Raw genomic sequence first — 17,821 nt, 5'->3', positions numbered from 1 at the left:
TTTATGAAAAATTATAAATATATAGGATTATTTCTTTTATCAATTGGTGTTGCTTCTTGTGATGTAAACAATGAACTAGACCCAATTTTAGAAGAAACACCTCCGGTAGTAGCATTAAATGCAAACGGATTAGACTTTTCTAAATATGTGGCTGTAGGTGCTTCATTTACCGCAGGTTTTACAGATGGTGCACTTTTTATTAAAGCACAAGAAAACTCTTTTCCAAATACACTTGCTAAGAAGTTTGCAATGGCAGGTGGTGGCGATTTTAATCAACCTTTAATGAATGATAATATTGGTGGTTTAGTGTTAGCAGGAAACGTAGCACAAGAACCAAGATTGTTTTTTAATGGTGCAGGACCTGCAAGATTAAACGCAACACCAACAACTGTTATTGGTCAAAGAGCAGCAGGTACTTCTTTTAATAATTTTGGAGTTCCTGGAGCAAAAAGTTTTCACTTAACTTTTGCTGGTTATGGTACTTTAAATCCTTATTTCGGAAGAATGGCATCTAGCGCATCTACAAGTGTTATAGCAGACGCAATGACGCAACAACCAACATTTTTTACCCTTTCGGAAGTTGGTGGAAATGATGTTTTAGGTTATGCAACTTCAGGAGGAGTTGGTGTAGATCAATCTCCAACAGCAGCCAACCCTACAGGGAATTTAAATCCTGCAACTTACGGGCCAAACGATATTACAAATCCGTTAGTATTTAACCAAGTATTTACTGGCATGGTAGATGCCATGACTGCCGGAGGTGCAAAAGGAGTTATTGCCACAGTACCAGACATTACTTTATTGCCTTATTTTACCACAGTGCCATACAATCCTGTGCCTTTAGATGCAGCAACAGCTGCAGCTGTAAATGGAGCCTATGCACAGTATAATGGAGGAATTCAACAAGCATTCGGAGCATTGGTACAAGCAGGTGTTTTTACTAAAGAACAAGCAGATGCAGAGGTTGCAAAACGAACAATATCTTTCGCTGCAGGACAAAATGCGGTGGTTATTGTAGATGAAGATTTAACAAATTTAGGAGCTATTAATCCTGCTTTTGCAATGCTACCACAGTACAGACAAGCCACTGCAGATGATTTATTAGTGTTGCCAAGCTCTTCTTTTATAGGAACTTTAGCAAATCCTAACAATCCTTTGAGTGTTAATGGTGTTGCATTACCACTAGAAGACAAGTGGGTGATTACTGCTACAGAACTAGCAAGTATTCAAAAAGCAACTACTGCTTATAATGAAACAATAGTATCTGTTGCAGGCGCCAATGATAATGTTGCTTTGGTAGATTTAAATGCTATTTTAAGAGAAGCAACAAACGGAATTAAATTCGATAACTATAATATGACAACTGGTTTAGTAACCGGTGGTTTGGTTAGTTTAGACGGAATTCACTTAACAGGTAGAGGTTATGCTTTAATGGCTAACAAAATTTTAGAAGCGATAGATATTAAATTTGGTTCTAATTTTACCACAGCTACCAATGGTTTGGCAAAGGCAGATGATTATCCAGCAATATATTCTGCTGCCTTAAGATAAAAACTTTTTATTTTTAAATAGTTATAAAATAGCTGAGTAGTTAATAACTGCTCAGCTATTTTTTATATAGTCCTAATTTTAATTGTTTATTTTTATAACTTTAACGAAATTGATTATAATAGAGAATAAATGACTACCAAGCAGATTTTTGCCAAATTACCTTATCAAAAGCCTTTTTTATTTGTAGATGAGCTTACAGAAGTTTCAGAAAATGGAGTTACTGGCAATTATACATTTCACGAGAACAGTTATTTTTACAAAGGTCATTTTAAAAATAATCCTGTTACACCTGGCGTAATTTTAACCGAAACAATGGCGCAGATAGGGCTTGTTTGTTTGGGTATTTTTCTTCTAAAAGAAGCAATCCTATCGGAAAAAAAATTGCCAAAAATAGCCCTTACATCAAGTAAAATAGATTTTTTTTTACCAGTTTATCCGAATGAAAAAATAACGGTAGTTTCAGAAAAAGAATATTTTAGATTCAATAAATTAAAATGCCATGTAAAAATGAAAAATGAAAAAGGTAAACTAGTTTGTAAAGGTGAAATAGCTGGAATGGTTATAGTAGAATAAATGGATTTAAAAAATCTGTATAAATTTTAAAAACGATGTTGCATGATGAAAAATAGAGTAGTAATTACTGGGTTAGGTGTGGTGGCACCGAACGGAGTGGGTTTAAAAAACTTTACAGATTCTTTAAAAAAAGGTGTTTCGGGCATTGCATTTCATCAGCATTTAAAAGACAAAGGTTTTTCTTGTTGTATTGGTGGAATTCCGAGTGTTTCCGAAACCCAAAAAGCAGCATATTTAACTCCTTTACAATTACGAGGTTTTCATAGCACCTCTATTTTGTATGGGTGTATGGCAGGTATAGATGCATGGAAAGATGCCGGTTTTATAGTTGATGAAAAATCAGATTTAGATTATGATACGGGCCTAATCTTTGGAACAGGAACCTCTGGGATAGAAAAGTTTAGAGAGGCTATTTACAAGATTGACGACCTAAATGTAAGACGTTTAGGTAGCACGTCTGTCGTACAAACAATGGCAAGCGGAGTATCTGCTTATTTAGGTGGAATTCTAGGTCTTGGAAACATTGTAACCACCAACTCGTCGGCATGTACTACTGGTACAGAAGCACTACTATTAGGTTTTGAAAGAATACAAGCAGGCAAAGCAAAAAGAATGTTAGTGGGTAGTTCTAGTGATAGTAGTTTGTACACTTGGGGAGGTTTCGATGCTATGAGAGTAATGAGTTATAAATATAACGAAAATCCAGAAAAAGGTTCAAGACCAATGAGTAAAACAGCGGCTGGCTTTGTACCAGGAAGCGGTGCCGGTGCGCTAGTTTTAGAGTCTTTAGAGAGTGCTTTAGAGAGAAACGCACCTATTTATGCAGAGGTTTTAGGTGGAAATATAAATTCTGGTGGGCAAAGAAATGGAGGTACATTAACGGCACCAAATGCTTTAGCGGTTCAAAAATGTATTACAAATGCAATTGCAGATGCTAAAATAGCTGCCAATGATATAGATCTTATAAATGGGCATTTAACTGCTACAACTAAAGATGCTTTGGAAATAGAAAATTGGACAAAAGCTTTGCAAAGAAATGAAGATAATTTTCCGTTAATTAACTCATTAAAATCAATGATTGGTCATTGTTTAGCGGCCTCTGGCGCTATAGAGTCTGTGGCTTCAGTTTTGCAAATTAAAGAACAATTTGTGTTTCCTAATATAAATTGCGACGACATTCATCCTGAAATCACCAAGCTTATTTCTCCTAGCAAAATACCGACAGCGATGTTAAAAAAAGAGTTACAGATTGTTGCAAAAGCAAGCTTTGGTTTTGGAGATGTAAATGCCTGTGTTATTTTTAAAAAGTATTCATAGCTTCTTTATTTTAAAAAGGTTATTTTTAATTATTAAATTAGTAGATAATATTTTTTCCTTTTTTGCAGGAACAATAGAAAATTTTAAAAATGACAAATAAAGAAATTACCACAAAGCTAACGGCTATAGTAACACCATATGTTCAGAATGAAGAAGCTTTAAAAAACATAAACGAAAACACCGATTTTATAAATGATTTAGAAATAAATTCTGCCAATTTAGTTGATATTATTTTAGATGTAGAAGATGCTTTTAATATACAAATAGATAACGATTCTATGGAAAAAATGCTATCTGTAAAAGAAACAATAGCGGTAATTAAGCAAAAGTTACATGAGTAATGTAGGCAATGATATTGTTGATATAAAGTTAGCAAAGTCGCAAACAAACTGGATGCGAAAAGGCTTTTTAGAAAAACAATTTACACCCAAAGAAATTCATAGTATTTTGATGCATGAAAGACCTTTTTTACAAGTATTATTGTATTGGAGCATGAAAGAAGCAGCCTATAAATGCTATACTCAAAAAGTGGAAAAAAGGTTTTTTGCTCCTAAAAAATTTGTTAGCAAAATGCTAACCAAAAGAACAGGGGTGGTTTCTATAGACACTTACACTTATTTTACCTCTTCGAAAATAACATCAGCATATATTCATACAATAGCATCAAATAATATTCTAGACAATGTAAAATTTGCCATTTGTAGCTTGGAAAAAGGCACAAACTCTTCTGAGTTTTTAAATGCTAAAATTTCAGCCAACTTTTCTAACAAATCATTTATTAAAAAATCTACATTAGGGGTACCAAAACTTTATCTAGCTTCAACAGAAAACACAATTTCTATTTCTAAATCACACCACGGTAATTTTGCTGCTTATGCTATTTTAAAAGGAAATTATGCAAGTTAAAGAACAACTTTTTGCTCTTTGTGCCACTTTTGTAAATACCCAATTACAAACAATAAACGCTATTATTACTTCTAACAGAAAGGCATTATTATCAGAAACAAAAAGCTCTGCCGGAGATAAGCATGAAACAGGAAGGGCTATGTTGCAGTTAGAAATGGAAAAGGCAGGGTTACAGCTTGCTAATGTTCAAAAAATGAAGCTTGTTCTAGAACGGTTTTCTGCTGCAGGAAACCATAATAAAAATGCTAAAAATGTGCATTTAGGAAGTATTATTTATACAGATTTACATACTTATTTTCTTTTAATTTCTGCAGGTAAATTAGTAGTAGATAATCAAGAATTTTATGCAATTTCTGCGGCATCACCATTAGGTAAATTATTGTTAGGAAAGCAACAAAATGAGGTTATAAATATAAACGGAAAGCAGATAAAAATTAAAGGTATTTATTAAGCATTAAACCTCTGTAAGTTGAAGGTAAATTTGCTCGTTAACTGAAATGTTTTTTGGGTGATTTACAAATATTTTTTGTTGATTATAATCTACTTCTAAAAGCCAATAAGCACCTTTATAGTAGGCGTTTTTAACAATTGCTTTATGCTTAGATTTTTCAATTATTTTTAGTTGATTTGGGTATAACAAAACCTTTTTGTTATTCCAAAAAATAGCATTTACATCATCAAATAAAGAGGCTATATACCTATTTTTTGGGTGTTGGTAAATCTCTTTCGGACTAGCATGTTCTAGCATGCTATTATTTCTAATAATTAACAATTTATCTGCAAAAGAAAGAGCGTCATTTTTATCGTGCGTAGCTACAATACAAGTAATATTTTTTTCTTTTAGGTAAGAAAATAAATTTCTTCTTAAGGTATTTTTTTTAAAATTATCTATTTGACCAAAAGGTTCATCTAGCAGCAATAGTTCTGGTTCTTTGGCCAAAGCTCTTGCAATGGCAACCCGTTGTTTTTGGCCTCCACTTAAATTTTTAACTTTAGTGTTTTCATAAGCCTTCATTTCTATTACTTCTAAAAGCTCTTGAGTTCGTTTTTCACTTTCTTCTGGGTAAAACCTCGATAGGAATTTTTTTATATTTTCCGTTACAGAGATATAAGGCATCAAGTCAAAATCTTGTGCTACATATTTAAAGAAATCCATTCCGGGAACTAGGTAATGTTCGGGCCCTAAAACGCGATTTTCGTTCCAAAAAATGCTTCCTTTTTCTAAATCTAACAAACCATAAATTACTTTTAAAAGTGTAGATTTTCCACAACCACTTTCTCCCATAACACACAAATGTTCCCCTTTTTTTAGAGAGAAATTAAAGTCTTTTAAAACAGGTTTGTTCTTTGAATAAGAAAAACTAACATTGGTAACCTTTAGCATATTGTAAAAATAATAATTTTATAGGAATCATAGCTTTTTTGTATGCTATTAACCTGCTTAAAAGGCGTTAATTTAATTATACTTATTAGTTTGTAATTGAAGTCTATTAAAAACGACTATTTTTGTAAAAGTACAATTTATACGAATTTCGGAAATGCCGAAGAAAAGAAAGTAAAATGACAGAAAACTTAACAAAAGCAACATTTTTAGAGAAAGTATTTAACTACGAACAAAATAAAACATGGAAGTTTGAAGGAAAACGACCAGTTTTAATTGACTTTTATGCAGATTGGTGTGGCCCATGCAAAGCCTTGGCCCCAGTATTAGAAGTGTTGTCTAAAGAGTATGAAGGTAAAATAGATATTTATAAAGTAGATACAGAGGCAGAACAAGAGTTGGCAGCTGCATTTGCAATAAGAAGCATTCCTTCTATGTTATTTTGCCCTATGAACGGAGAACCGCAAATGGCAAATGGAGCGCTACCGAAAGCAGAATTAGAAAAAATTATTGCAGAAGTATTAAAGGTAGAAAAATAGTTTTTACCCATTTTTTAAACATTATTTAATCCTGAAAAAAATTTTTTCAGGATTTTTTTTTCAAAAAAACAACATACCTAAGAGTTTTATACATAAGAAAATTATGTATATTTGTTTTATCATTATTAATCTAGAAGTAAAAAACTACATTTTAACTTAAAAATAGTAGCCATTAAAAAGTACAAACCATACTATGGGAAATCAAAAATTATACAAAGGTTCTTTACAAACTATTATATTAAAATTATTGGCTAGCAATAGTAAAATGTATGGTTATGAAATTACACAACATGTAAAAGAAATAACTAAAGGAGAATTAAAAATTACCGAGGGCGCTTTGTACCCAGCATTACATAAATTAGAGGCCGATGGTTTGTTAGAGGTAGAGGTTGCAAAAGTAGGTAATAGATTAAGAAAGTATTATAAGTTAACAGATAGTGGCACAAAAGAAACGGTACATAAATTAGCCGAAATGCAAGAGTTTTTAAGAACGATGCAACACTTGGTAAATCCGAAATTTAGTTTAGAATAAGATGGATATTAGTGAAAAAGAAATAGTATTTATAGATGAGTACCTTAAAAAGAAAGGAATAAAATATTGGGATCTAAGAATTGAGATGATAGACCATATTGTGTCTATTATTGAGCATGATTCTAAATCTATTAATTTCAAAAGTGCTTTTAAGAATTCTTTGGTAGAGATAGGTTGGTTAGGAAATTTAGCCTACTTAAATGCCTTAGGGTGGAAAAATGTAAATACTTGGTTTAGAAGAGAGTATCACAAAGGGTTTTTGAATTTTTTTAAGTGTGTTAAAAATGTTATTCTTTTTTTAAGTGCAACTATGTTACTTTATATTTTATCTGAAAATATTACTTTTCAGCAATTTGAAGTAGTGTGCTTTACTCTATTTGTCACTCCTTTAACACTTGTGTTAATTGAGTTTATTAAATCATCAAACAAAAAGTATGGTCGGTCTGTAAATTTAGATTACAGTACTATATATTTGGTATTGAGTTTTTTGATATTAAATGTCTTTCCAACTTTTTTTAGTCATTTACCAGAAACCATTCAGAAGGTAGGTTGGTTTTTTCTTTTGATGATTCATTATGTTGCCTTTTACTCTGGTTATAGATTGTATAAAAAAACAATTATTAAGTTAAATTCACTAAAAAAACTATACAAATAATGCAATTAACAGCTAGGCAAACTTATTTAGTAGAAAAATATTTAGAGGTTAAAAACTTTAATTATTTAGATATCAGGTCTGAAATATTAGATCATATTATTTCAGATATTGAAGAAAAGATTGAAAATAAAAATATAGACTTTTCAGTTGCTTTTTGTCAAGTTAAAAAGTTATGGAATCATCAATTAGATGAATCTTCTAGTTTGTACTTCGGCCTACACTTTTCTGCACCCAGAATTATAATTAACAAAGCCAAAAAAATTTATAAGAAATATTTTTTCACGTTACTATTTTCGTACTTTTTTCCATTAATTACGTTATCTTCTTTTAATTATTCAGTTAAAAGCACGATAGAATTTTTTCCTGTAGTAGTTTTTAAAGCTGTTATAATTAGTGCACTTTTTACTTTCTTTTATCTTTTTTTTACAAAGACAAACACACATAAAACAACATTTAGTTTTGTTTTAAAAACACAAAGTTTAAATGTATTTCTTGGTTTATTAGTAGCTATGGTATTTCTTAGCAACCCTAAAGAAATAAATGCAATACATATTAGTATGTTTTCTGCTTATTTATTTTCTGTATGTAATTATTATATTTTCTACAAAAAACATCAAAGAGTAATTAGAAACTATAAACTTTTAGGGAAATGCAATTAACCAAAGAACAGCTATTGCAAATAGATAACTATATTTATGTTTCTGGCATAAAGTATTACGATGTTAGAGCAGAAATTGTAGATCATTTTGCCAATATTTTAGAAAACAAACTAGACGAGAATCCAACATTAGATTTTAAAAGTGAGATTCGGCATATTCATAAAAACTTTTCAAAAAATGGTTTTAGTAAACTTTTAAAAGAAAAGACAAACAATGTACAAAAGCAATTTTTTAAAATGTCTTTAAAACATTTTTGGCAATTTTTTAAATTACCTAAAATTATAATCTCTGGTGCATTATTTTATGTTTTGTATTTAATTATGAATTGGTTTAGTAGTTCAGAAGATTTTTTCGGACTTATTATTTACCTCTATGTAATATTTGTAATTGCACTGTTAATCCGTTTACTCATAAACAGACAAACTAATACACTTTTTTTAAAAATAAACATGAACAATTCTCTTTTTCAGTTTGTTAATTTATCAGCTTCATTTTTTGCACAATCTACCACTTTTAGAAACCAAGAAAGTTATGCAAATGCTACACACAACAATATACACTTAGTTATTTTGGTATTGTTAATTTTATGTTATTGGTCTTGTGCTATTGTGTATCAAAAAAACAAGAAAGAGGTTCAGAAACAATACCCTAATATAGTAGTTTAAACACATGAAATTATCAGCAACAGAAATACAAAGTCTCTATAAGTTTACCAGGCAACATTATGTATATCATTACGATATTCAAACAGAATTGGTAGATCATTTGGCAAATGATATTGAGCAAATTTGGGCAACACAACCCAATTTATCTTTTGAAGAAGCAAGAGATACATCTTTTAAAAAATTTGGTGTTTTTGGTTTTATGGATGTAGTAGACGCCAAACAAAAGCAGATGAACAAAAGATATCGTAAAATTTTATGGCGTTTTTTTAAGGTATGGTTTACCATGCCTAAGCTACTTCTAACAATAGCAATTTTTGTTGGTCTTTATTTGGTTTTAAAAATTCCATATTCCGAATATATAGTGTTAGGTTCACTTTTAATTATTTGTATTACAGATTTAATAAAGCAACACAGCGAAAGAAAACATCAAAAAAATAAAAAAATAGAAAACGAAAAAGTATTTTTATTAGAGGCTATGATTGGCACCACAAGGCAAACGTTTTCTAGCCTTGCTTTTGTAAACATATTTAATATTGTAAACATGATGAAATTTAATTTTAGTAGTTTAGACAATAACTGGTTGCTACTTACGTCATTTTGTACTACTTTATTACTTATTTTCTTTTATGTTTCTGCCTATGTAATTCCAAAAAAGGCAGAAGCATTGTTGTTAGAAACGTATCCAGAATACAAATTGGTAAAAGGGTTGTAACAAAAACAATATATTTACTACTTATAAATAACTAAATTATATACTAACATTATGATTTCACATTTTTTAAAATTAGAATGGAAACAGTTTTACAGAGCAGCCTCTTTTGGTAAAAGCATAGGTTTAAAAATACTAATTGGCTTTTTTGCACTGTATTTTGTTGTTATGTTTTTATTAATGGGAATTGGTGCATACTTTGGCTTAAAAGAAATGTACCCAACACAAGACCCTTTTGTAGTGGTAAACTCATTTTTATTATATGCGGTAATCGGCGATTTAATTTTTAGGTTTTTAATGCAAAAACTACCTTTAATGAATGTGCAGCCACTGCTTACTTTAAACATTAAAAAAAGTACGATAGTTCATTATATTTTAATAAAATCTGCAGCCTCTTTTTTCAATATAATGTCGCTCTTTTTTTATATTCCTTTTGCCATAGTTCTCATAAAGGAAGGATATGATGTAGAAGGAGTTTTGGGGTGGTTATTTTTTATGATTTTACTCATACAAATTGTAAATTATTTAAACTTTCTTATCAATAAAAATAATAGTGCTTTTGGCTTCTTATTAGTCCTTTTAATTGGTGGGTTTTTAGTACAATATTACCAAATATTTAATTTGCCTGCCTATGTAGGTAAATGGTTTTACTATATATACGAAAACCCCATTTATGCCACGATAGCTATTCTTGTGTTGATGTTTTTATATCGTTTAAATTTTAAACAACTTTTAGGTTTATTTTATTTAGATGAAGTTGTTTCTAAAAAAGTAAAACAAGTAAACGCATCCGATTTATCTTGGACAGACAAACTAGGTGATGTAGCGCCATTTATAAAAAACGATTTGCGTTTAATGTGGCGAAACAAGAGAACAAAATCTTCGGTTTGGATGCTAATAATGGCACTTTTATATGGGTTAATATTTTATCCAAACCCTATTTATGCCGACAAAGAGTCCTTTTTTATTTTTATTGGCGTTTTTTCTACGGGTGCTTTTTTAATCAACTTCGGACAATTTATTCCTGCTTGGGATAGTGGATATTTTAACATGCTGATGAGTCAGAATTTTAAGTACGAACGCTATTTAAAATCTAAATTTACATTAATGACAATAAGTGTTATTGTACTGTTTTTACTTGGCATTCCTTATGTATACTTCGGATGGAAAATTTTAGTAGTGCATTTTGCAGCAATGATTTATAACATAGGTGTAAATACTTACGTGTTGCTTTTAGGAGGGTCTTTTAATAGAAAAAAAATAGATTTAGATCAAAAAGCAGCTTTTAATTATCAAGGCACTGGAGCCGTTCAGTGGCTTATAGGAATACCGCTTATGGCTTTTCCAATGGCACTTTTTGCACTTATAAATTGGTGGGTAAGTTTCGAAATTGCTACACTCACCATTGCAGCTTTAGGCTTTATTGGACTAGCTTTTCATAAGGTTTTTATGAAATTAATTACCAAAAGGTACATCGCTACTAAATACAAAATGATACACGCTTTTAATCAAAATAACTAACGATTACATTATGATAAAGACTACAGAACTTTCAAAAAAATACAGACAAACCACTGTTTTAAATATTGCCTCTTTAGAAATTCCTAAAGGACAAAGTTTCGGGTTAGTAGGAAACAACGGTGCAGGAAAAACAACTTATTTTAATATATTATTAGACTTAATTAGACCAACAACGGGTAGCATTACAAACAATGATATTTTAGTAAGCGAAAACGAAACTTGGAAATCTTTTACAGGCTCTTTTATAGATGAATCTTTTTTAATTGGTTATTTAACACCAGAAGAGTATTTTGAGTTTATTGGCGATTTACGAGGAATGAACAATGCCGATATTACTACTTTTCTAGCAGATTTTTCAGATTTTTTTAATGATGAAATTCTTGGGAAGAAAAAATATTTAAGAGATTTAAGTAAAGGAAATCAGAAAAAAGTTGGCATTGTAGCAGCAATGATGGGAAATCCGCAAGTAGTAATTTTAGACGAGCCTTTTGCAAATTTAGATCCGACTACCCAAATAAGATTAAAAAATATTATTAAAACACTAACCGATAACAAAGAAGTAACAGTGCTTATTTCTAGTCATGATTTAACCCATGTTACCGAAGTTTGTGAGCGAATTGTGGTATTAGATAAAGGAAATTTAGTAAAAGACATAGCAACTTCTGCAGAAACTTTAAAAGAGTTAGAGGCCTATTTTTCTGTTTAAAAAGCGGTTACTACTTCACAGAAACTAACTTTAATAATAGTAATTTGTTGTAAAATTATTTTTGTGCACACTTTTACAGTATTGTTTTTGTGTGTATTATTTCGTTGCTATTTAATAAAAAATACGTACCATTAGCCTATTCTTATTTTATTAGTATTTTTACGCCCTTACTATATACTATTTTCATAAGAATTTAGTTTTAGTAAAGAGGTTATTAAATTTATGAAATATACTTTAAAAATATTATTAGTTACTATTGTTTCAGTTGCTTTGTACGCATGTAGTACAAAAAAAGATACTGTTATCAATAGAAATTATCATGTTTTAACAACTAAATATAACATATTATTTAATGGAGAAGAGGCTTTCGAAGAAGGTTTACAAGGCATAGCAGACGGTTTTAAAGATGATTGGTTTGAGCAATTACCCATAGAACCCATTACTTTTGATGACCGAAAAATTGTTGCGCCCAGCTTTAAAAATAGCGGACCTGGTGCAGGTTTTGGTAATTCACAAACAGCAACAGATGCTCAAAAACCAGCGACTCCTTTTGACAGAGCAGAAGAAAAAGCAGTAAAAGCTATTCAAAAACATGCCATGAATATTGATGGTTTAGAAAGAAACCGTCAAATAGATGATGCTTATTTATTACTCGGTAAAGCCCGTTATTACACCCAAAGATTTGTGCCTGCAGTAGAGGCATTTAATTATGTAATTGCAAACTACCCGAATGCTAGTTTAATTGCAGAAACAAAAATCTGGAGAGCAAAGGCAAATATTAGAATGGATAACGAGCAATTTGCTATAGAAACATTAAAACTTTTACTAGAGGTAAGAGATAGTTTAGAGTCTAATTTACCAGACAAAATTAAAGAACAAGGGCACACCGCTTTGGCGATGGCTTATCAGAAAGCAGATAGCCTACAAAAAGTAAAAAAGCATTTACAATTAGCTATTAGAACACAAAAAAATAAAGAGCAAACAGCAAGAAACATGTTTATTTTGGGGCAAATGTATGCCAAAGAAAATAAAAAAGATTCAGCAGCTTTGGTTTTTCAAAAACTAATATCATTTAAAAAGGCGCCATACAAATACAAAATTCATGCAAATATTGCTTTGGCAAGTACTATTGCAAATAATGATTCTATATCGGAAACATATGTAGCATCTCTTCAAAAGTTAATTAAGAAAAGAGAAAATAGGCCTTATTTGAATAAATTGTATTATCAACTAGCAAATTTATATGAGAAACAAGACTCAATTTCTCTCGCAATTGCTACTTACAATAAATCTTTAAGAGCAAAAAATACCGAAGAAAAGCAGCAAGTTCTTACTTTTGAAAAACTAGGAAATATCTACTTTAAAAATTCAGATTATATGTTAGCAAGTAGTTATTATGATAGTGTTGTAAAAACTTCTACCGATAGTTTAAACTTGCGTGTTAGAAAAGTAAAAAGAAAGCATAAAAACTTGGCATCACTTATAAAATATGAAAAATTGGTGGCTAAAAATGACAGTATTTTAAAAATTGCTGCAATGCCAAAAGAAGCACAAAAAGAGTATTTTGAAGATTTTATAGCAACTTTAAAGAAAAAGGATGCCGAAGCAGCTCAATTAAGGTTAAACCAAATTGCGTTTGCAGGAAACACCAATTCTTTACAATCAATAAATAAAGGAAAATGGTATTTTTACAATATCAAATCTTTAGGTTTTGGGAAAACAGAATTTCAAAAAATATGGGGAAAAAGACAATTGGCAGATGATTGGCGTTGGTCTTTTCAAGCAAAATTATCTAAAACCACAAAAGATTCGGCTATCGTCGCACAGAAAAACGAACGTTATAATTTAGAGAGTTATTTGGCATCCATACCAACATCAGCAAAAAAAATAGACACATTAATACAAGACAGAAACAAGGGCTTGTTCGAATTAGGATTGATTTATAAAACCCAGTTTAACAATAAAAAGTTAGCCATAGATAGGTTGGAGAGTGTTTTAAAGTTTGCTAGTTCAAAAGAATTAATACTGCCTGCAAATTGGCATTTATATGAAATTTATAAAGAACTAAACAATAAGGAGAAAGCGGCAATTTATAAAAATGTAATTCTTACAGAGTATCCAACAACAGTTTTTGCTCAGATTATAAAAAATCCTGAGAAAAAAATTACTGATGCTAAAGAAGAAACGGCCACAGAAAAATTATATAAAGACATTTATTATTTGTACAAAAAAGAGAATTATAGCGAAGTAATAGACAGGGTAATTAACATTTTACCATTTGTAAAAAACTCGAAATTGGTTCCTAAGTTACAATTGATAAAAGCCTATGCTATAGGAAAAAGTGACACCAAAGAAAACTACAAAAAATCCTTGGAGTTTGTAGCGGTTAATTACCCTACCACAGCACAAGGAAAGCAAGCCCTAATAATTTTAAAAAAATTAGATAATTAACATGTTTAATAATAAAGACAAAAACAGCGAAAAACAGCATCAAAAAACTATGGAACGAAATGTAATTGCAAAAAATTCTTCATTTATAGGAGATATTACTTCTGAAGGAGATTTTCGTATAGACGGAATTTTAGAAGGAACTTTAAAGACCGTTGGTAGAGTAATAATTGGTACAGATGGCGCTATAAAAGGCACTGTAGAAGCCGGTAATGCAGATATAGAAGGAAAATTTTCCGGACAATTATTGGTATCTAAAACTTTAACCATTAAAGCTACTGCTAATATTTCTGGAGATGTAACTATTGGGAAACTATCTATAGAGCCAGGAGCTACTTTTAATGCAACTTGTGCAATGAAAGGAGCCTTAAAAGAATTAAGTCAGAATAATGACAAAAAACAACAAGCCGAAAAAAACGCATCATAAAGCCATTGCACTTTCTGGTGCAGGTTTACAAATGGGTATAACCATTTATTTAGGCTTTTTACTTGGTAAATGGTTAGATAACTTACTTGAAACAACCTTTTTAAAAGGTTTGGTAACCTTGTTGGCGGTATTTATAGCAACCTATGCGCTTATAAAACAAGCAAATAAAATTAATGATTAAAATACTTGTTCGACTACTTATAGCATTTATTTTGCTTTATTTTTTGGGCCTAGAAGCGCACAAAATGCTGTTTTCTAATGTGTCAAAAAATACAGCAGAAATTCTTCAGAAAATATATCTTTTTCACTCAGGCTTTTCAATATTAATCTGTATTAATTTATTGTTTTTAAAGAGTGTTCAAAAGTTAGTAGGTCAGCTTGGTTTTATTTATCTTGGAGCTCTCATGTTAAAAATTATTGTGTTTACTGCAGTGTTTTATCAACCATTTGTAAAAGCTACTAATTTAGCCCCTAACTTTAAACTTTCTATAGTAGCTACCACTATTATTTTTCTGTTTGTAGAGTTGCTGTTTGTAATTTTCATTTTAAAGAGGAATTCCTAAAATTTTAATTTTAAAAAAAACATTTGTAGTTTTGAATTATTCCTTACCTTTGCGCCGAATTTAGAAAGCGTATTATTATAATGAAGATTGCACAAAAAACAATCAAGTTTCTTACAATAGCAGTAATAGCACTTATTACAAGTACAACTTTTGCATTAGAATCCGATAAGAAAAGCTCTTCCCAAGAAGAAGGCGGTCAGGTAAATACAAAGGAAGAAGTAAAGGCTTACATAAAGCATCACTTGAAAGATTCTCATGATTTTGCACTATTTTCATATACCTCAAACGCTGGAGAAAGAAAACACTTTGGCTTTCCATTGCCTGTAATTATCTGGTCTTCTAAAGGATTAGTTACCTTTATGTCTTCTGAATTTCATCATAACGATGATGGTCATGTGGTGGTAGAAAAAGAAGGTTTAAAATTTGCTAAAATTCACTCAAAAATTTACGAATTAAATGCTAACGAAACAGCGGTTTCTTTCGATGAAGATCATCATGCTGCTAATGCATCAAAAGTAATCGACTTTTCGATAACAAAAAGTGTAGTTGGTATTTTATTAGCAGGTTTGTTACTTCTTTTTGGTTTTACTCGTTTGGCAAAACAGTACAAGGTTAGAGATATTCCTAAAGGTTTTGGAAGAGTTTTAGAGCCTTTGGTATTATATGTAAGAGACGAAATTGCAAGACCAAACATTGGAGAGAAAAAATATAAAAAGTTCATGGGCTTTTTATTAACTGTGTTTTTCTTTATTTGGGTTTTAAATTTATTAGGTTTAACGCCTTTAGGGTTTAACGTAACAGGGCAAATAGCAGTTACTGCTTGTTTGGCAATTTTTACCGCTATTATTTACATATTTAGCGCAAGTAAAGATTTTTGGGCGCACACACTCTGGATGCCTGGAGTACCTTATTTACTAAGGCCAATTTTAGCAGTTATAGAATTGGTTGGTTTTGTAATTATTAAGCCATTTTCTTTATTGGTGCGTTTGTTTGCAAACATTACAGCAGGGCACTTTGTGTTAATGAGTTTAATTGCATTAATGGTAACTATGAAAGAAGCTTTTGGTCCGGTAGCATCTACAGGAATGTCTTTAGTGTTATCGTTGTTTATATTTGTAATTGAGTTATTAGTAGCTTTTTTACAAGCGTTTATTTTTACAATGTTGTCATCACTATTTATAGGTATGGCTGTAGAAGAACATGAACACCATTAGAAAAGCTTTTAAAAGTATTGCTTTTTTTTGTTTCGGGAGCAGCCTGAAAAACTCGTAAGAGTATAAAATAAAAAATAGAGTTTGTTTAATTAATATATAAAAATCAATAGTATGTACAATTTAATTGGAGCAGGATTAATCGTAATCGGTGGAGGAATCGGACTAGGTCAAATTGGTGGTAAAGCAATGGAAGGTATTGCTCGTCAGCCAGAAGCAGCTGGAAAAATTCAAACAGCAATGATTATCATCGGAGCTTTATTAGAAGGTTTAGCATTTGGTGCTTTAATCTTAGGAAACCCTGCTTAAAACAAAGAAAAAACACTTTTCTGTAACGGTTGGTTACAGAAAGTGTTTTTAAATTAAACAACAACAAAATAATTAAGTAACAAAATGAACACTTTATTAAACGATTTTTCACCTGGGTTGTTTTTTATGCTAGTATTTATCTTAATAGTATTAATAGTAGTATTAGGTAAATTTGCTTGGAAACCAATTTTAAATTCTTTAGAAGAAAGAGAATCTGGTATAGAAGAGGCATTAAAATCTGCAGAAAATGCACGTAAAGAAATGCAAAATCTTCAGTCAGACAATCAGCAAATGCTTAAAGAAGCAAGAGCCGAGAGAGATGCAATGATGAAAGAGGCGAGAGACATTAGAGAAGCAATGATTGCAGAAGCAAAAGAAGAAGCAAAAGAAGTAACGGCCGCTTTAATAGAAAAAGCACACGCTTCTATAGAGCAAGAAAAGCAAGCTGCATTAGCAGAAATTAAGAAAAGTGTTGCAGAATTGTCTATTGGAATTGCAGAAACTGTAATTAAAAAAGAGTTATCTAACAAAGAAGATCAGCTACAATTAGTAGAAGGTATTTTAAAAGATGTTACTTTAAACTAGGTATCAATGAAAGACGCAAGAGCAGCATTACGTTACGCAAAAGCAATTTTAAACCTTGCAAAAGATACTAAGGTAGAGACTGATGTAAATAATGATATGTTATTTATTTCTACAATTATTTCAGAAAATGATGTTTTTGAGGTGATGTTAAAAAGTCCAATTGTTAAATCATCAGAAAAAATAAAGGTCTTATATGCTTTATTTGAAGGTAAAGTAAGTAATGTAACATTAGGTTTATTTCATTTATTAAAAGACAATAAAAGAATAGCAATGTTACCATCTATTGCAAAGCAGTTTGCAATTATTTATGATTTCGATAAGCATATAAAAGAAGCAAAAGTTACAACAGCTGTCCCTTTAACACCAGCTGTAGAAAAAGATGTTCTAGCAAAAATTGAAGCTTTAACCGGAGATAAGGCAAAACTTGTAAATGAGATTGATGCCACTATTTTAGGCGGATTTATTTTACGTGTTGGAGATTTACAGTACGATGCTAGTATTTCTAATTATTTAAACGAATTGAAAAAGGAATTTGACAATAGTCATTACATTCCAAAAATATAG

General features: G+C 30.7%; 23 protein-coding genes. 22 read left to right on the top strand and 1 reads right to left on the bottom strand.

The window, feature by feature from the left end; all coding sequences use genetic code 11:
* Positions 1-3 precede the first annotated feature (3 nt).
* The 6 genes from WHD54_RS06420 (at position 4) to WHD54_RS06395 (ending at position 4,798) form a co-directional block, all read left to right on the top strand.
* Positions 4-1,551 carry a G-D-S-L family lipolytic protein gene (locus tag WHD54_RS06420; RefSeq protein ID WP_088324227.1) on the top strand — a complete coding sequence of 516 codons (1,548 nt, stop codon included), beginning with the start codon at positions 4-6 and terminating at the stop codon, positions 1,549-1,551.
* A 129-nt stretch (positions 1,552-1,680) separates the two neighbouring features.
* Positions 1,681-2,124: a 3-hydroxyacyl-ACP dehydratase FabZ family protein gene (locus tag WHD54_RS06415; RefSeq protein ID WP_088324228.1), complete on the top strand. Its 444-nt coding sequence runs from the start codon at positions 1,681-1,683 to the stop codon at positions 2,122-2,124.
* Positions 2,125-2,169: 45 nt separating this feature from the next.
* Positions 2,170-3,441, top strand: coding sequence for a beta-ketoacyl-[acyl-carrier-protein] synthase family protein (locus tag WHD54_RS06410; protein WP_088324229.1), 1,272 nt, complete (start codon positions 2,170-2,172; stop codon positions 3,439-3,441).
* An 89-nt stretch (positions 3,442-3,530) separates the two neighbouring features.
* Complete coding sequence (locus tag WHD54_RS06405) at positions 3,531-3,782, top strand: acyl carrier protein (RefSeq protein ID WP_088324230.1); 252 nt, start codon at positions 3,531-3,533, stop codon at positions 3,780-3,782.
* A complete protein-coding gene (locus WHD54_RS06400; protein WP_088324231.1) occupies positions 3,775-4,347 on the top strand; it encodes a 4'-phosphopantetheinyl transferase family protein in 573 nt (190 codons plus the stop codon). Before WHD54_RS06405 ends, WHD54_RS06400 begins: the two co-directional genes overlap by 8 nt.
* Positions 4,337-4,798, top strand: coding sequence for a 3-oxoacyl-ACP synthase (locus WHD54_RS06395; RefSeq protein WP_198943161.1), 462 nt, complete (start codon positions 4,337-4,339; stop codon positions 4,796-4,798). Before WHD54_RS06400 ends, WHD54_RS06395 begins: the two co-directional genes overlap by 11 nt.
* A 3-nt stretch (positions 4,799-4,801) precedes the next feature.
* On the opposite strand, the gene WHD54_RS06390 is transcribed toward WHD54_RS06395, so the two are convergent.
* Positions 4,802-5,731, bottom strand: coding sequence for an ABC transporter ATP-binding protein (locus WHD54_RS06390; protein ID WP_088324233.1), 930 nt, complete (start codon positions 5,729-5,731; stop codon positions 4,802-4,804).
* 176 nt (positions 5,732-5,907) lie between these two features.
* On the opposite strand from WHD54_RS06390, the gene trxA reads away from it, so the two are divergent.
* From trxA to atpH, 16 genes are all read left to right on the top strand, one after another.
* Positions 5,908-6,267: a thioredoxin gene (gene trxA / locus WHD54_RS06385; RefSeq protein ID WP_088324234.1), complete on the top strand. Its 360-nt coding sequence runs from the start codon at positions 5,908-5,910 to the stop codon at positions 6,265-6,267.
* Positions 6,268-6,460: 193 nt separating this feature from the next.
* On the top strand, positions 6,461-6,799 hold the full coding sequence (locus tag WHD54_RS06380) for a PadR family transcriptional regulator (protein WP_088324235.1): 339 nt from the start codon (positions 6,461-6,463) through the stop codon (positions 6,797-6,799).
* A gap of 1 nt (position 6,800) precedes the next feature.
* Positions 6,801-7,454: a hypothetical protein gene (locus WHD54_RS06375; protein ID WP_088324236.1), complete on the top strand. Its 654-nt coding sequence runs from the start codon at positions 6,801-6,803 to the stop codon at positions 7,452-7,454.
* Positions 7,454-8,113, top strand: a complete 660-nt coding sequence (locus WHD54_RS06370) for a hypothetical protein (protein ID WP_088324237.1) — start codon at positions 7,454-7,456, stop codon at positions 8,111-8,113. The genes WHD54_RS06375 and WHD54_RS06370 overlap by 1 nt, the downstream gene beginning before the upstream one ends.
* The gene (locus WHD54_RS06365) at positions 8,104-8,778 is read left to right on the top strand and encodes a hypothetical protein (protein ID WP_088324238.1); all 675 of its coding nucleotides are present in this window, start codon (positions 8,104-8,106) and stop codon (positions 8,776-8,778) included. Before WHD54_RS06370 ends, WHD54_RS06365 begins: the two co-directional genes overlap by 10 nt.
* A gap of 4 nt (positions 8,779-8,782) precedes the next feature.
* On the top strand, positions 8,783-9,490 hold the full coding sequence (locus WHD54_RS06360; RefSeq protein ID WP_088324239.1) for a hypothetical protein: 708 nt from the start codon (positions 8,783-8,785) through the stop codon (positions 9,488-9,490).
* 51 nt (positions 9,491-9,541) lie between these two features.
* A complete protein-coding gene (locus WHD54_RS06355; protein ID WP_088324240.1) occupies positions 9,542-11,008 on the top strand; it encodes a DUF5687 family protein in 1,467 nt (488 codons plus the stop codon).
* Positions 11,009-11,018: 10 nt separating this feature from the next.
* The gene (locus WHD54_RS06350; protein WP_088324241.1) at positions 11,019-11,714 is read left to right on the top strand and encodes an ABC transporter ATP-binding protein; all 696 of its coding nucleotides are present in this window, start codon (positions 11,019-11,021) and stop codon (positions 11,712-11,714) included.
* 222 nt (positions 11,715-11,936) lie between these two features.
* The gene (locus WHD54_RS06345; protein WP_088324242.1) at positions 11,937-14,165 is read left to right on the top strand and encodes a tetratricopeptide repeat protein; all 2,229 of its coding nucleotides are present in this window, start codon (positions 11,937-11,939) and stop codon (positions 14,163-14,165) included.
* A 1-nt stretch (position 14,166) separates the two neighbouring features.
* Positions 14,167-14,589: a bactofilin family protein gene (locus WHD54_RS06340; RefSeq protein ID WP_088324243.1), complete on the top strand. Its 423-nt coding sequence runs from the start codon at positions 14,167-14,169 to the stop codon at positions 14,587-14,589.
* Positions 14,552-14,770, top strand: coding sequence for an AtpZ/AtpI family protein (locus WHD54_RS06335; RefSeq protein ID WP_088324244.1), 219 nt, complete (start codon positions 14,552-14,554; stop codon positions 14,768-14,770). Before WHD54_RS06340 ends, WHD54_RS06335 begins: the two co-directional genes overlap by 38 nt.
* Positions 14,763-15,152, top strand: coding sequence for a DUF6168 family protein (locus WHD54_RS11870; protein ID WP_088324245.1), 390 nt, complete (start codon positions 14,763-14,765; stop codon positions 15,150-15,152). The genes WHD54_RS06335 and WHD54_RS11870 overlap by 8 nt, the downstream gene beginning before the upstream one ends.
* Before the next feature lie 80 nt (positions 15,153-15,232).
* Positions 15,233-16,366 carry a F0F1 ATP synthase subunit A gene (gene atpB, locus WHD54_RS06330; RefSeq protein ID WP_088324246.1) on the top strand — a complete coding sequence of 378 codons (1,134 nt, stop codon included), beginning with the start codon at positions 15,233-15,235 and terminating at the stop codon, positions 16,364-16,366.
* 111 nt (positions 16,367-16,477) lie between these two features.
* A complete protein-coding gene (atpE, locus tag WHD54_RS06325; protein ID WP_088324247.1) occupies positions 16,478-16,672 on the top strand; it encodes an ATP synthase F0 subunit C in 195 nt (64 codons plus the stop codon).
* 84 nt (positions 16,673-16,756) lie between these two features.
* The gene (locus WHD54_RS06320) at positions 16,757-17,257 is read left to right on the top strand and encodes a F0F1 ATP synthase subunit B (protein WP_088324248.1); all 501 of its coding nucleotides are present in this window, start codon (positions 16,757-16,759) and stop codon (positions 17,255-17,257) included.
* Between the two features lie 6 nt (positions 17,258-17,263).
* Positions 17,264-17,821, top strand: a complete 558-nt coding sequence (gene atpH / locus WHD54_RS06315; protein ID WP_088324249.1) for an ATP synthase F1 subunit delta — start codon at positions 17,264-17,266, stop codon at positions 17,819-17,821.

This window comes from Polaribacter tangerinus (assembly GCF_038024095.1).
GTDB lineage: Bacteria > Bacteroidota > Bacteroidia > Flavobacteriales > Flavobacteriaceae > Polaribacter > Polaribacter tangerinus.
This window is presented reverse-complemented; position numbering and strand designations above follow the sequence as displayed.